This window comes from Helicobacter pullorum NCTC 12824 (assembly GCF_017979475.1).
Taxonomy (GTDB): Bacteria; Campylobacterota; Campylobacteria; order Campylobacterales; family Helicobacteraceae; genus Helicobacter_D; species Helicobacter_D pullorum.
Map to the genome: position 1 here is coordinate 142,262 of NZ_JAERIT010000002.1, position 14,695 is coordinate 156,956.

The window sequence follows — 14,695 nt, forward strand, 5'->3', positions numbered from 1 at the left end:
TATGCCATCTATTTCCCTTAGCCCTAGACAACAAGCACAATATGACGAATTTTCAATGGCAGAAAAAATTGCCATTTTGCTTGTGCAGCTAGGTGATGAAATTACAGGAGAAATCTTCTCACATCTTGATTTGGATTCCATTACAGAAATTTCAAAATATATCGCCCAAAACTCCGGAGTAGATAAAACCATAGCAGCGGCTATATTAGAAGAATTTTATGCTATTTTTCAATCCAACCAATACATTTCAACAGGTGGCTTTGAATACGCAAAAGAGCTTCTTTATCGCGCACTTGGTCCAGAAGCTGCAAAGAGGGTTTTAGATAAACTTGCAAAATCCATGCAATCATCTCAAAATTTTGCATACCTTTCGCGAGTTCGCCCTCAACAACTTTCAGATTTTATTATCCATGAACACCCACAAACCATTGCTCTAATCTTAGCACATATGGATCCTACAAATGCTGCAGAAACTCTTAGCTTTTTTTCAGATGATTTAAGAGCAGAAATAGCGATTCGTATGGCAAACTTAGGAGATATTTCTCCAAATGTCGTCAAAAGAGTTTCTACCGTCCTTGAAAACAAACTCGAATCGCTCACTAGCTATAAAGTTGAAGTTGGAGGTATCCGCGCAGTAGCAGAAGTCTTTAACCGACTAGGGCAAAAAGCAGCTAAAGCAACCATTGCCTATATTGAGCAAATTGATGATCAACTCGCAGCAGCTATTAAAGAAATGATGTTTACTTTTGAAGATATTGAAAAGCTAGATAACAACGCTATTAGAGAAATTTTAAAAGTGGTCGATAAAAAAGATTTGATTTTGGCGCTTAAGGCTTCTCCAGAAGAACTAAAACAAAAATTTATGTCCAATATGTCCCAAAGAGCAAGTGAGCAGTTTTTGGAAGAAATGCAATTTTTGGGGGCAGTGAAAGTCAGAGATGTCGAATCTGCCCAAAGAAGAATTGTTGAAACCGTCCAATCCCTTTCAGAACAAGGGGTAATACAAATCGGAGAACAAGAGGATACCATTGAATAATATTAACGAACACGAAAACATTATCACCGAAGAACACAAAGCAAGGCATGATATTAAAAAATATAATTTTAGAAATATGGAAGTCAATCCCAAACCAGCAGCACAAACTACGCACAAAGAAACTATCCAAGATTCTATTCCAAAAAACAACGAAATCCAAGAACAAGAAGTGATTCAAGAAATGCAACCCCAACAAGAAACTATCCAAAATCAACCACAAATTGATACTCCCTCTCTCAAACTTTTTGAAACAGAAGTAGTAGATAAGATTCTCCAAAAAAGTGATGCATTAGCACAATCCTTGCAAAAACTACAAGAACAATTTGATAAACAAGAAAAAGAAATTGACCAAAAAGTTACAAATGCCAAAACAGAAGCCAAAGAGCAAGGCTATAATGAGGGCTACCAAAAAGCCAAACAAGAGCTCGAAGCACAAATTAATAGCCAAAAAGAACTCTACGCACTTAGTATTAAACGCATTGATGAACATATCCTTGAATCAAAAAATCATATTCTTAACCTCGAAAAAGAGTTAAGTGCTATTGCCCTAGATATTGCCAAAGAAGTAATTATCAGTGAAGTAAATAACAATAGTGCCAAAATTGCGACTTCTCTTGCAAGAAATTTGCTCCAAAATATTAGCGAAAACACACAAGTAACACTCAAAGTTTTTCCCGGAGATTTAGAGGAACTCAAAGAATCACTAAAAGATTTAAACAATATCACACTCCAAGCAGACCAAGCCATTGCAAAAGGTGGGGTTGTCATTTTAAGCAATGAGGGGAACATTGATGGCGATATTTATTTGAGGTTTGAAGCTATCAAAAAGTCCATCTTAGAGAGTAAATTTTAATGCCACTAGATAAAAAATACCTAGAGATTCTCAAAAAAGATAATTTAAACGACAAAGATTATCTTCTCTTAGAAGAATTAGCCCAAACATTACGCAAAAGAATTTTAGAAGTAGTTTCCAAAAATGGCGGGCATTTAAGCTCTTGTTTGGGTGCGGTAGAACTCATCATTGCTATGCATTGCGTTTTTGATTCTCCAAATGATCCCTTTATTTTTGATGTTAGCCATCAAGCTTATGCACACAAACTCTTAACAGGGCGTTGGGACGATTTTGAGAGTTTGCGTCAAACTAATGGGATTAGCGGTTATACCAAACCACAAGAAAGCAAATATGATTATTTTATTGCTGGGCATAGCTCTACTTCCATTTCTTTAGGCGTTGGTGTAGCAAAGGCTTTCAAACTTAATCAATCCCAAAATCTCCCTGTTGTTTTAATAGGCGATGGTGCAATGAGTGCGGGACTTGCCTATGAAGCCTTAAATGAACTTGGGGATAGAAAATACCCTATGGTGATTATTTTAAATGACAATGAAATGAGCATTGCAGAACCCATAGGAGCAATTAGCAAATATCTCTCTCAAGCAATTGCTGGTAAATTTATCCAAAAAATCAAATCTAAACTCAGCAGCGCTTTTAATAAAATGCCAAATGCTACTTATCTTGCTAAACGCTTTGAAGAATCCCTAAAACTCATCACTCCAGGATTACTCTTTGAAGAGCTTGGATTAGAATACATCGGTCCTATCAATGGACACAATCTTAAAGAACTCATCAATGCCTTTAATCTTGCCAAAAGCATGCAAAAACCAATTGTTGTCCATACACACACACTAAAGGGCAAAGGCTACTCGCTTGCTGAAGGGCATTTGGAACAATGGCATGGCGTAAGCCCATTTGATATGCAAAAAGGTTTAACACAAAATAATTCTGCCCAGCAAACTCCAACCCAAGTTTTTGCAAACACTCTTTTAGAACTCGCACAACAAGATTCAAAGATTGTGGGGATTACTGCTGCAATGCCAAGTGGAACGGGACTTGATTTGCTTATAAAGCATTTTCCAAATCGTTTTTGGGATGTTGCCATTGCAGAACAACATGCAACCACACAAGCAAGCTCTTTAGCCAAAGAAGGCTTTAAACCCTTTGTAGCGATTTATTCTACCTTTTTGCAACGCGCTTTTGATCAACTTGTCCATGATGTAGGGATTATGAATACTCCTGTAAAATTTGCCCTTGATAGAGCGGGTATTGTCGGAGAAGATGGCGAGACTCACCAAGGCGTTTTTGATCTTGCTTATCTTAAAATAATCCCAAACTTCACCCTCTTTGCTCCAAGAGACAATGCCACACTCAAAGAGGCTATCATTTTTGCTAATCATTTCAACAATGGACCTTGTGCTTTTCGCTATCCTAGAAAAACATTTTTGCTACAAGAAAATCTTATCCCTGCAACCCCTTTTGTTTATGGAAAGCTAGAAATTTTACAAGAAGCAAAAAGCGATATTTTGCTACTAGGTTATGGTAATGGAGTTGGGAGAGCATTGCAATGTGCTGAAATCCTCAAACAGCAGTCCATTTTGTGCAATATTGTGGATTTAAGATTCCTAAAGCCTTTAGATGAAGAATCCCTCCAAAGGCTTGCACAAAAACACTCAAAATGGTTTGTCTTTAGTGATAGTGCCAAAATCGGTGGGGTTGGAGAATCTTTAAGTGCATTTGCACAAAACTATCATCTGTCATTAGAAATTCATTCTTTTGAATTTGAAGATGCTTTTATTCCTCATGGCAAAACACAAGAGGTTGAAGAGCTTTTGGGCTTAGATTCAAAAACTCTAGCCAATAAAATTTCACAAATCATTCTAGGATAAAAAATGCGCAATTTTATACTTATTGTGCTCATCATTTTTAGCCAAAATCTCTTTGGGCAAGAAGAGTTTTTGGAAGATTTTGAAAGTGAATACACACAAAGTGTTATCAAAGATCCTTTTGAAAAATACAATCGCTTTATGACAGAAGTCAATTGGGGTATTTATGATTATGTTTTTGATCCAGCCCTACAAGTCTATAACGCAGCAACTCCACTTGGTTTGCGACTTGGAATCTACAATTTTTTTGATAATCTTGCTTCACCTTTGCGATTTCTCTCTCACCTCTTTTCTTTTAGATTCAATGATGCAATCAATGAATTTGGGAGATTTACGCTAAATAGCACCTTTGGGATTGGGGGAATCCTAGATATAGCGACACCAAATGGTTTATATTCTAAACGCTCTGATTTTGGAATTACCTTTGGAAGATGGGGAATAGATGGAGAATTTTATTTCGTGCTTCCTTTGATTGGACCTTCTAATTTTAGGGATATTTTAGCAATGCCGCTTAATGCTCTAGCTTATCCCACAACCTATTTAGAACCATTTTTGCTTTCTGCTGGTGTTTATACCTTCAAAGAATTTAACTACACTGCAAGACATAAGGACACTTTGGATACTTTTAGAAGAGACAGCTTAAATACTTATGTTTTAATGAAAAATTCTTATGAACAACATAGAAATGAATTAATCAAGGAGTGATTATGAAAATTTTATTTAGTTTTTTATTGGTGGCTACTTTTGGTTTTGCATTAGAATTTGACAAAATTGATACAACAATGGAAAAAAATATCAATCAAACAATCCACATTTTACAAACCTCTAATAAAAACATTGAATCTATTGCCAAAGAAATCTTTGCAATGTTTGATTCTATTTTTGATTATCATTTAATGGCACAACTCTCACTCTCAAAAAAATACAAAACCCTCTCACCTAGCCAACAAAAAGAATTTGATGTCGCATTTGAAAAAAATCTCAAGCGAAGTTTTACAGACAAACTCCACCTCTACAAAGATGAAACTATGAAAGTCCTAGGTGGGCAAAAGACTAAAGCCAACCGCTACAATCTCAAAACTTCTATCATCTTAGATGGAAAAATCCATTATATCACTTTCAAATTTCATGAATTCAATCAAGATTGGAAAATCTATGATGTTGATATTTTGGGCATTAGCGTTATTCAAACTTATCGCTCACAATTTGCAGATATTATCTCTCAAGAAGGTTTTGAAAAATTACTCCAAAAACTAGAAAGTGAAATACGCTTTGAAAATTAATCACCCATTAGCGTTTATTTTTAAAACCATCTTAAAATATCCAAAGCAGATTCTATTCTGCTGTATTTTATTTTTCTTTATTTCTTTATTTTATGCGATAAAGCTCCCCATTGATGCTAGCTCTGAAAGCCTTATCCTCGAAAATGACAAAGATTTCAAAATTTATGAAGAAATCTTGCAAGACTACCAAACAAAAGATTTTTTGATTTTAGCCTTTATCCCAAAAGATGGGAATGTATTTTCAAACCATTCACTCCAAATTCTCCAAAAAATCACACAAGATATCAAAAAGATTCCACAAGTGCAAGATACTCTAAGCATTTTAAATGCCCCTTTGCTCAAAAGCACACCCAATCTTGAATTACAAGAAATTCTCAAAATAAATCCAACTCTACTTTCCAAACAAACCGATAAAAACCTCGCAAAAAATGAGATTCTAAACCACCCTTTTTACACACAAAATATCATCTCAAAAAATGCAAAAACTGCTGGAATTTTAATTTATCTAAAAGAAGACATTAAACTAAAAGAATTAACCCAACTCAAAAATACCGCAAACACCAAAGAAGAAAAACAAAATATCCAAAATCTCATTCATACACACAAACAAAATTCCCAAATCCACAATGCCCAAACTATTCAAGCCCTAAAATCTCTCAAAGAACAATACATAGCAGAAGGAAAAGTTTATCTTGGCGGAATTATGCTTATTGCAAGCGATATGATTGATTATGTAAAATCCGACCTCATTACTTATGGCACAGCATTGAGTATAATTTTGGCATTAATGTTGTGGATATTTTTCCGCCACATTTATTTTGTCGCTCTAAGTTTTTGTGTTTGTCTTTTTAGCCTTGTTGTTAGCAGTGGTATTTTTTCTTTTTTTGGTTATCAAATCACCATTGTTTCAAGCAATTATGTTTCTTTATTGCTGATTATTTCTGTCTCTTTGATAGTGCATCTAATTGTCTCTTATTTAGAGTTTTATGAAAAATTTCCCAAAGCCTCACAAAAAAACCTCGTGTATGCAGTGATGCTAAACAAAGCCTCGCCTAGTTTTTTTGCTGTTTTAACCACTATTATTGGATTTTTAAGCCTCGTATTTTCCAAAATTCTCCCTATTATTCATCTAGGAATTATTATGAGTATTGGGGTAAGTGTTGCACTCATTTTTACTTTTATGCTTTTTGGTGCAATTTTAGTCATTCTACCCAAACCCCAAAAAGTCAAAGATCTCCCCAAATGGCACCACATCTTTTTGCTAAAATGTGCAAATCTTGCCACTAATAAACCCAAACTCATTTATGCTATTTCTTTTCTTTGCATTGTCTTTAGCATTTATGGTATTATGAATCTCAAAGTAGAAAACAGCTTTGTTAATTACTTCAAAGATGACAGCGAAATCAAACAGGGACTACTTACAATCGACCAAGATCTTGGAGGCACGATTCCACTTGAAATTATCATAAATTTTCAAGATAAATCTTCCAAAGATTCCTCTCTTAGTGATTTTGAAAATGAATTTGAAGAGGAATTTAATGCATTAGAACAACAGGATTCTTATTGGTTTGATAGTCAAAAACTAAGAATCGCAGAAAAAATCCACACTTACTTAGCAAACAAAGAATACATCGGCTCTATTTTAAGCCTACATAGCCTCTCCATGCTTGTAGGCTCTTTGGGATTAGGTGCTGATGATTTTACTATCGCTTTTCTTTATAAAAATTCTCCACAAAATCTCAAAAATCAACTCTTCACCCCTTATGCCAACATTGCAAAAAATCAAATGCGTTTTGTCTTTCGCACCTTTGATTCTAATCCAAATCTCAAACGCAATCTTTTCATCCACGAAATCCAAAATGATCTTACAACCCTGCTCCAAAACGAATCTGTAACTTTTAAAATCAATGGTATGATGGTGCTTTATAACAATCTCTTACAAAGCCTCATCGCCTCGCAAGTAGATACTCTAAGCCTTGTAATTGGAGCAATTTTCTTAGTTTTTGTTCTAATTTTTAGAAGCTTTAAACTTTCTGTGATTGCACTCCTAACTAATCTCATTCCATTAGGGGCAATTTTTGGATTCTTAGGTATTAGTGGAATCCCCCTAGATTTAATGGGAATCACTATTGCTGCAATCTGTCTTGGAATTGGAGTTGATGATGTGATACATTATATTCATCGCTACAAAGAAGAGCTAAAATCCCATTCAATCAAACAAGCCATTATACGCTCTCATAGCTCTATTGGCAATGCCATGTATTATACCACCTTAATAATTGTAGTTGGTTTTTGTGCCATGATGACTAGCAATTTTATCCCCACAATTTATTTTGGGCTACTCACTACACTTGTAATGCTTCTAATGCTTGCTGGATCATTAATCTTGCTCCCAACACTCCTAATCACTCTCAAAAAATAAAAAGGTAGAAAATGAAAAAATTTATAATATTTTTATGGATTGCTTCTCAATTTTCCTTTGCTTGTATGTCTGATGCAGATTGCAATTTGGGCTACCAATGTCTAAAAAATATGTATGACTGGGAAGGACAATGTATAAAAGCAGTCGATGAATTTGGAATCCAAAATTTTAATGAGCCAAGAAACAATTATGGACCAAAAATTGAAAGTGGCTGCAATTTTGATACAGATTGTCCATTAGGCTTCAAATGCGATTCATATTCAAAAGAATGTGTAAGATAGCCTAAATCAATGGGGTATAATTCTCCACTTTTAATACTACATCACGAGCAAATTTATCCCATTGCAAAGAATACGCAAACCCCATTTCTTGATTCTCATAAGCTTTTAGATTTTCAAAAAATACCAAAGCTTTTCTAATCACCCCTTCTTGCTCCAAAACCATTTGGCTATGGTTAGTCCCAAAAATTTGCACCGCTCTTATTTTTGCTTGAGTTACAAACTGGGGAATGCTATTTTGCTCTCCATAGGGTTCAAATTCCTGCAAGATTCTAAAAATCTCTAAATTCACTTCTTTAAGAGGCAAAGCTCCAAGAATATTAGATTGAATTATCTTTTGTTTGTCTGGCAATTTTAATTGCATCAAATAATCTCTAAAATCCAAAAATTTCTCTTTTTGCAAACTCAATCCCGCTGCACCAAAATGCCCCCCAAATGCCTCCAAATATCCTTGACACTGCTCCAAAATCTTCATACAATCTATATCCAAAGAACGCATACTGCCTTTTAAATACTCTTCTTTATGCGTTAGCACAATACTTGGTTTGGCATACTCTTCACAAAGTTTTGCTGCAACAATCCCAACCACTCCTTCATTCCACTGCTCATTACACACAAGCACAAAGGGTAATTCTTCAAACTTTTCTTGTGTTTCAAAATATTCTTTAGCTTCTAAAAAAGTCTTATTTTGGAGATTTTTTCTTTTTTGATTAAGTTTTTGAAGTTTTTTAAATATTTCTAATGCCTTGTAATAATCTTTCTCAATCAAAAATTCATATGCAATCTTAGCCTCTTCCATCCTCCCTGCACAATTCAAAAGTGGCACAAAATAATATCCTAACAATTGCGAATTCAAAGGGTATCTTTTGAAATGCTCTTTTAAAATCACCAAAGCAGCTCTTTTGCTTTGTGCTAAAACTTCTAACCCCTTTTTCAACAACACACGATTCATTCCTCTAAGAGGCATTACATCACTAATAATTGCCAAAGCAAGTAAATCCAAAAATTCAGCCATTTGGACTTCTATCCCCATTTCTTGCTTGATTGCTGCACACAAATACCATGCCACACAAGCACCACAAATTTCAGATTCTGGAAAATGGGGAGAAAGCTTTGGGTTGCAAATAAGTGCATCTGGTAGATTTTCTTGCGGTGTATGATGATCTGTAATAATTAGCTCAATTCCTCTTTGCTTACAAACTTCTGCTGCTTCTATCGCGCTAATGCCATTATCCACCGTGATAATCATTTCACAATCTAATCTGTCAATCATTGCACTTGATAATCCATAACCATCATCAAAACGGCTAGGTATCACAATTGAAATCACATAGGGTATCTTATCAAAAAACTCTTTTAAAATCGCACAAGAAACGACACCATCTACATCATAATCGCCAACTACAACTATTCTTTTTTTTTCTTGTATGGCTTTGGCAATTTTTTTGGCAATCTTAGAGAGATTATTCAAAGAATCAGGGGGAGGCAAATCTTGCAATTTTTTAATCTTTTCCCCATCAAACCTACCTGCAAGAATATTTTTTATTTCTAGTGCATTTAGCGGAGAAAACCTCAATATATCATTTAGCATGATACATTAAAGATTGCTTAATAAATTCTAAAATTACCAAATTAGGTGCTTGTAGCCTAGAAGTAAATTCCGGATGAAATTGCACTCCCACAAACCATGGGTGCTCTTTGAGCTCTACTACTTCAATCAGCCCATTAGATTCTCCAGAGATTATCATTCCTTGCTTTTCTAAAGCTTCTCTATATTTTGGATTCACTTCATAGCGATGACGATGTCTTTCTTTGATAGTTTTTTGCCCTTTATAAGCTTGTTGGAGTTTGCTGCCCTCTTTAGTTTGGCATTCATATTCACCAAGCCTCATTGTGCCACCCATAGGGGAAGTGTGTGTGCGAATTTGCTGTTTGCCATTTTGATCAATAAAGTTTTCAATCAAATAAATAATAGGTTCTTTTGTCTTAGGATTGAATTCCATAGAATCTGCTTCTTTGATTCCCAAAACATTATGTGCAAATTCCAAGACTGCCAACTGCATTCCAAGGCAGATTCCAAGGAATGGAATCTTATTTTCTCTCGCAAACCAAATGGCTTTCATTTTGCCTTTAATCCCTCTTTCTCCAAATCCACCGGGCACCAAAATACCATTAACATACTTTAATTGCTGAATTATTTCTGGATTATTTTCTAGCTCTTCACTATCTATCCATTGAATATTCACTTTTGTATCCAAATTCGCCCCTGCATGCACCAAAGCTTCAATGAGGGATTTATAGGATTCTTTAAGATTCAAATATTTACCCACAAAGGCAATGCTAACTTCATTTTGTGGAGCTAGGATTCGCTTCACTAAACTATCCCATTCTTGCATATTAGGTGTAAATTCTGGGAGTTTTAAGAATCTTGCAATAGGCACCAAAACCCCTTCTTTCAAAAAATGAAGCGGCATTTGATAAATACTCTTAGCATCTTGAGCAGTGATTACGCAATCATAATCCACATCGCAACTCATTGAAAGTTTATTTTTAAGCTCTTTTGGCAATTCTTTTTCTGTCCGTGCAATGATAATTTGCGGAGTAATCCCAATGCGTCTTAATTCTTGCACACTATGTTGTGTTGGTTTTGTTTTTAACTCCCCTGCCACTTTGATTAATGGTATCAAAGTCACATGCACACTAATAACACGCTCCATTCCATATTCATGTTTAATCTCACGCATAGCTTCCAAAAATGGCAGCCCCTCAATATCTCCCACTGTTCCGCCAAGTTCAACTACCAAAATTTCCTTGCCCTCTCCTGCAAGTTTGATTCTTCGCTTAATCTCATCAACAATATGTGGAATGACTTGAATTGTCTTACCTAAATACCCACCTTTACGCTCTCTATCGATCACAGAGAGATAAACTTGCCCTGTTGTAAAATTATTTTTAGAGGAAAAATCCATATTTAAAAAACGCTCATAATGCCCAATGTCTAAATCCGTCTCCGCACCATCTTGTGTTACAAAAACCTCTCCATGCTCTAAAGGGCTCATTGTCCCGGGATCCACATTGATATAAGGATCGATTTTCAAAATACCCACTTCAAAACCTGAATGCTTCAATAAAGTTGCTATTGATGAGGAAGTAATCCCCTTCCCAAGAGAACTTAAAACTCCACCTGTAACAAAAATATATTTCGTCTCCACCATACAAAAACCTCTAAAAATTTAATGCAAAATTATACTAATTAGGAAGTTAATTTTCTCTTTTATCATTCAATTTATTTTCTAAATACATCTTCAAAACTTTCTTTTCGCCCTTATAAAACTCTCCATACACAATAAACCCAAACTTTTTATGCAGATTAATTACCCTACTATTCTCATAAAAAACCTCCAATATCAGCTTTTTTGAATTCATAACACAAAAAGCATAAAAAAGACTAATTTGCTCCATAACTCTACCAAGCCCAGCAATATTTGGATTTGCTTAAAATCCAAATTCAACTTCTTGTCCTTTATTTTCAAAATTAACACTTCCTAAAATTTACCACAACAATAAATTGCAAAATATTTTTTTCTCAAATCCTTCTTTAATCTTTCTACAAATTCCAAGTGTTCTTTGATTGAAATAAAATGTTGAGTATAAAGAAATTTTCTTATTCTCTCATCATTGCTAATTTTCAAAATCTCACTATGTTCCTTAGGACTTAAAATCAATATAATCTTTTAGGGTTATTCCCCCACCCCCATAGAAGAATCATAGATTTTTAAAATAAACTTTTTACCATCCTTATAGAAAAATGCTGGAAACTCCTCATTACTAACGATTCTTAATAAATTAAATTGAGATTCCAAGCTACTTTTTATATCCAATTCACTATCTTTAGGTAATCTCTTAGAATAAAAGCTCTCATCTCCCTCTTGCTTTTTTGCATCAATATTAGGATATTTTGCTAAAAACTCCAAACACATCTTTTCACACATCTTAGCTTGTCTATCTCTTAATTCATCATATAATTCAAGTCCGCTTAATTGCAATGTTTTTTGTAAATAAATATCACCATTATCCGCCTTTTCATCGGCTTCAAACATCGAAAACACAATCTCATTTTTACCCTCTAAAATCTGCCAAAACATCGGCGACCAGCCTTTTCCTTTGGGGAGATTAGAAGCATGAATTACAAGATTATGTTTATTCTTAATTAAAAAAGATCTAGGAATTATTTGATGATAAGATAAAATAAAAACAATATCATAAGATTGCTTTATTTCTTGATGAGAAAAATACAAATCGCTTTTAGTAATCTTTGTTTGCAAATCTTTTGCATAAGGGATAAACCATTGATTGGGAGAAGTTAAAATCGCCACCTTCATCAACTCACCTCCCTTTGAAAGAATGGCAAGCCATAAAAGATATTATTTACCCCCCCCCCCCTACTACATTTAAAATAACTCATTTTTGCATCCTTTTTTGTCAGAATAAAACCAAATTTTAGATAAAGAGAAATTGCTTTTTGATTCTCATTAAAAGCACAAGCATAAAGATTCTTGACTTTCAAAGTCTCAAAGGCATATTTTATCACAACCTCCATTAAGCCTTTTCCATATCCTTTTAAATTTGGATTTTGATAGATTCCAAACTCACAAGAATCTCCCCTTTGAATATCCACAAAATCCACAACACCCACTGCCACTTCTCCATCAAAAACCAAAAAATATTGCTTAGTTACCTCTTCTTTGAGCTTTTCAAGAAAGGCAATATGCTCTTCCCAAGAAATATTTTTTGTTTTCATAAAACAAGAAATTTCCTCGCTATTCCTCCACAAAAAAACTTCTCTACTCTCTTGCTGCGAAAGATTAGTAAAATTTTTTAATCTCATAATTTATCCCAAAACTTTTACCAAATAATTAGATAACCACTCCATTTTGCCAGTAATAATTAAAATCCCTATAACAATAAGCAATCCACCCGCACACCATTCAATTAACCTAAAATACCTTTTAATTCTATCCAAAAATGCAAAAGCATAACCAACTAGAAATGCACACAGCAAAAATGGCAAACTAAATCCCAATGTATAAACTATCATCAAGATAATTCCCTCATCAGCCCTTAAACTAGCAAGAGAAATAATCCCTGCTAAAATAGGTCCTACACAAGGTGTCCAACCCAACGAAAAACTCACTCCCAATAAAAATGGCATAAAAAAATCACGCAAAAAACTAAAATGAACTACATTAAATTTCGCATTTTTTTGGTAATTCAAAAAAGGAATCTCAATAACCTTTGCAGTATGCAAACCAAAAATTATCAAAATCCCTCCAGCAAAATATGCCACATAAGGACTAAGCAAGATTCCGCCACTTAATATTCTAGCAGCTACCACTCCAAGCAAAACAAAAACTATCCCCATTCCCAAAACAAAAAATAAAGCATTGCGAACAATTACAAAACGCATTCTTCTATCAAGCATATGATAAGCTTTCAATTCACTTAGGGAAACTTCAGAAATATAAGAAAGATATGCAGGAATAAGGGGCAATACACAAGGACTAATAAAAGTCAAAATCCCCGCTAAGAAACTAATTCCAAGCGGGGCTTTATCAAATAAAAACAATAAATATTCTTCCACTTTTGTGCTACCTTATCGACCAAAAACCACTTCTTAACGCTCCAATAAATTAGGTAACCAAAGTGAAATTTCAGGCACATAAGTGGTTAGAACTAATCCAACCAACAAAACACACAACCATGGAATAATAGAAATTGTTACATCTTTTAGGCTTAATCCTGTCAATGAACTTGCTACAAAAAGATTCAGCCCAACAGGAGGGGTTAGCATACCAATCTCCATATTCACAATCATAATAATTCCAAAATGAATCGGATCAATTCCTAATTGCAATGCAATAGGCAAAAGAAGCGGCGTCATAATCATTACAACAGAGCTTGGCTCCATAAATTGCCCCATAATAAATAAGACAATATTTACCAAGATTAAGAACATCCACCAAGTCATATTCATACCTACCAAACTTTCTGCTATGATATGAGGGATTCTCTCACTTGTAAGCAAATGCGCAAAGACAACAGCAAATCCAATAATAAAGAAAATCATCGCTGTGGTAATAGCTGCATCTAAAAATACAGCATACAAATCTTTAATCTTAATATCTTTATAAACAAAAATAGAAACTACAAAAGCATAAACTGCACTAATTCCAGCAGCCTCTGTGGCAGTAAAGATTCCAGCATAAATCCCACCAATTACAACAAAAACGATAAGTAATGCCCAAAATGCTTCTTTAAACTTACTCCATCTCTCTTTAAAGCTCGCTGGTGTAGTAGATTTAAATCCCAATCTTCTAGCCCCAATATAAGCATATAGCATCATCATTCCACCAATCATCAATCCCGGAACAACTCCTGCCATAAAAAGCTTTTCGATAGAAACTTCTGCAGTTACCCCATAAACAATCATAACCACAGAAGGCGGAATCAAAATCCCCAAACTTCCCGCTGAAGTAATCGCACCCACAGAATAGCTCTTAGGGTATCCTGCTGCTTTAAGTGCTGCAAACATTACAGAACCAATCGCCACAACTGTTGCAGGGGAACTCCCACTAACTGCCGCAAAAATAATACACGCCAAAATTGCACTCATAGGAAGCCCACCAGGTAAATGCCCGACAATACTTTTTGCAAAATCTACAATTCTTTGTGCAGAACTCCCCTTACTCATCAAAGAACCCGCCAAAATAAACATAGGAATCGCCATCAAAGCAGGCTTCAACCCATTTAGCATAATTTCTGGCACACCCATAATATCATAGGAAGTAAAAATCAGCATTGTAGCTACTGCACTTACACCTAGTGAAATAGCAACAGGAACACCAAGCAATAACAAACCAAATAAAACTATCAGCAAAAATGCAACACTCATAATATC

General features: G+C 34.7%; 14 protein-coding genes. 7 read left to right on the forward strand and 7 right to left on the reverse strand.

Features of this window, described 5'->3' with window-relative positions; genetic code table 11:
- Nucleotide 1 precedes the first annotated feature (1 nt).
- The 7 genes from fliG to JJQ98_RS02160 are packed head-to-tail and all read left to right on the forward strand — an operon-like array spanning nucleotide 2 to nucleotide 7,740.
- Complete coding sequence (fliG, locus tag JJQ98_RS02130) at nucleotides 2-1,036, forward strand: flagellar motor switch protein FliG (protein ID WP_005020674.1); 1,035 nt, start codon at nucleotides 2-4, stop codon at nucleotides 1,034-1,036.
- Complete coding sequence (fliH, locus tag JJQ98_RS02135) at nucleotides 1,029-1,889, forward strand: flagellar assembly protein FliH (RefSeq protein WP_005020672.1); 861 nt, start codon at nucleotides 1,029-1,031, stop codon at nucleotides 1,887-1,889. The genes fliG and fliH overlap by 8 nt, the downstream gene beginning before the upstream one ends.
- On the forward strand, nucleotides 1,889-3,757 hold the full coding sequence (gene dxs, locus JJQ98_RS02140) for a 1-deoxy-D-xylulose-5-phosphate synthase (protein ID WP_060662630.1): 1,869 nt from the start codon (nucleotides 1,889-1,891) through the stop codon (nucleotides 3,755-3,757). Before fliH ends, dxs begins: the two co-directional genes overlap by 1 nt.
- 3 nt (nucleotides 3,758-3,760) lie before the next feature.
- Nucleotides 3,761-4,459 (forward strand): MlaA family lipoprotein, encoded by a 699-nt coding sequence (locus JJQ98_RS02145; protein WP_060661013.1) that lies wholly within the window; start codon nucleotides 3,761-3,763, stop codon nucleotides 4,457-4,459.
- A 2-nt stretch (nucleotides 4,460-4,461) separates the two neighbouring features.
- The gene (locus tag JJQ98_RS02150) at nucleotides 4,462-5,037 is read left to right on the forward strand and encodes an MlaC/ttg2D family ABC transporter substrate-binding protein (RefSeq protein WP_060661012.1); all 576 of its coding nucleotides are present in this window, start codon (nucleotides 4,462-4,464) and stop codon (nucleotides 5,035-5,037) included.
- The gene (locus JJQ98_RS02155) at nucleotides 5,027-7,459 is read left to right on the forward strand and encodes an efflux RND transporter permease subunit (protein WP_247596651.1); all 2,433 of its coding nucleotides are present in this window, start codon (nucleotides 5,027-5,029) and stop codon (nucleotides 7,457-7,459) included. The genes JJQ98_RS02150 and JJQ98_RS02155 overlap by 11 nt, the downstream gene beginning before the upstream one ends.
- An 11-nt stretch (nucleotides 7,460-7,470) precedes the next feature.
- Nucleotides 7,471-7,740 carry a hypothetical protein gene (locus JJQ98_RS02160; protein ID WP_065829668.1) on the forward strand — a complete coding sequence of 90 codons (270 nt, stop codon included), beginning with the start codon at nucleotides 7,471-7,473 and terminating at the stop codon, nucleotides 7,738-7,740.
- 1 nt (nucleotide 7,741) lies between these two features.
- Here JJQ98_RS02160 and recJ read toward each other — a convergent pair whose 3' ends face one another.
- The 7 genes from recJ to JJQ98_RS02195 form a co-directional block, all read right to left on the reverse strand.
- Nucleotides 7,742-9,328, reverse strand: a complete 1,587-nt coding sequence (gene recJ, locus JJQ98_RS02165; protein ID WP_247596652.1) for a single-stranded-DNA-specific exonuclease RecJ — start codon at nucleotides 9,326-9,328, stop codon at nucleotides 7,742-7,744.
- The gene (pyrG, locus tag JJQ98_RS02170) at nucleotides 9,318-10,952 is read right to left on the reverse strand and encodes a CTP synthase (protein ID WP_104719713.1); all 1,635 of its coding nucleotides are present in this window, start codon (nucleotides 10,950-10,952) and stop codon (nucleotides 9,318-9,320) included. Before pyrG ends, recJ begins: the two co-directional genes overlap by 11 nt.
- A 46-nt stretch (nucleotides 10,953-10,998) precedes the next feature.
- The gene (locus tag JJQ98_RS02175) at nucleotides 10,999-11,199 is read right to left on the reverse strand and encodes a hypothetical protein (RefSeq protein WP_151104692.1); all 201 of its coding nucleotides are present in this window, start codon (nucleotides 11,197-11,199) and stop codon (nucleotides 10,999-11,001) included.
- Between the two features lie 278 nt (nucleotides 11,200-11,477).
- A complete protein-coding gene (locus tag JJQ98_RS02180; protein ID WP_151104693.1) occupies nucleotides 11,478-12,119 on the reverse strand; it encodes a formyltransferase family protein in 642 nt (213 codons plus the stop codon).
- Nucleotides 12,119-12,625: a UDP-4-amino-4,6-dideoxy-N-acetyl-beta-L-altrosamine N-acetyltransferase gene (gene pseH, locus JJQ98_RS02185; RefSeq protein ID WP_210670768.1), complete on the reverse strand. Its 507-nt coding sequence runs from the start codon at nucleotides 12,623-12,625 to the stop codon at nucleotides 12,119-12,121. The genes JJQ98_RS02180 and pseH overlap by 1 nt, the downstream gene beginning before the upstream one ends.
- 3 nt (nucleotides 12,626-12,628) lie before the next feature.
- Nucleotides 12,629-13,378, reverse strand: coding sequence for a cytochrome c biogenesis CcdA family protein (locus tag JJQ98_RS02190; RefSeq protein WP_151104695.1), 750 nt, complete (start codon nucleotides 13,376-13,378; stop codon nucleotides 12,629-12,631).
- A 33-nt stretch (nucleotides 13,379-13,411) separates the two neighbouring features.
- On the reverse strand, nucleotides 13,412-14,689 hold the full coding sequence (locus JJQ98_RS02195) for a TRAP transporter large permease (RefSeq protein WP_054197592.1): 1,278 nt from the start codon (nucleotides 14,687-14,689) through the stop codon (nucleotides 13,412-13,414).
- Nucleotides 14,690-14,695: the final 6 nt, after the last annotated feature.

Excerpts from the sequence above, each read along its gene's own strand:
- pseH (WP_210670768.1), bottom strand. The coding sequence starts at position 12,625 with ATGAGATTAAAAAATTTTACTAATCTTTCGCAGCAAGAGAGTAGAGAA.
- JJQ98_RS02150 (WP_060661012.1), top strand. The coding sequence starts at position 4,462 with ATGAAAATTTTATTTAGTTTTTTATTGGTGGCTACTTTTGGTTTTGCA.
- fliG (WP_005020674.1), top strand. The coding sequence starts at position 2 with ATGCCATCTATTTCCCTTAGCCCTAGACAACAAGCACAATATGACGAA.
- JJQ98_RS02145 (WP_060661013.1), top strand. The coding sequence starts at position 3,761 with ATGCGCAATTTTATACTTATTGTGCTCATCATTTTTAGCCAAAATCTC.
- JJQ98_RS02195 (WP_054197592.1), bottom strand. The coding sequence starts at position 14,689 with ATGAGTGTTGCATTTTTGCTGATAGTTTTATTTGGTTTGTTATTGCTT.
- JJQ98_RS02175 (WP_151104692.1), bottom strand. The coding sequence starts at position 11,199 with ATGGAGCAAATTAGTCTTTTTTATGCTTTTTGTGTTATGAATTCAAAA.
- JJQ98_RS02180 (WP_151104693.1), bottom strand. The coding sequence starts at position 12,119 with ATGAAGGTGGCGATTTTAACTTCTCCCAATCAATGGTTTATCCCTTAT.
- recJ (WP_247596652.1), bottom strand. The coding sequence starts at position 9,328 with ATGCTAAATGATATATTGAGGTTTTCTCCGCTAAATGCACTAGAAATA.
- pyrG (WP_104719713.1), bottom strand. The coding sequence starts at position 10,952 with ATGGTGGAGACGAAATATATTTTTGTTACAGGTGGAGTTTTAAGTTCT.
- dxs (WP_060662630.1), top strand. The coding sequence starts at position 1,889 with ATGCCACTAGATAAAAAATACCTAGAGATTCTCAAAAAAGATAATTTA.
- JJQ98_RS02160 (WP_065829668.1), top strand. The coding sequence starts at position 7,471 with ATGAAAAAATTTATAATATTTTTATGGATTGCTTCTCAATTTTCCTTT.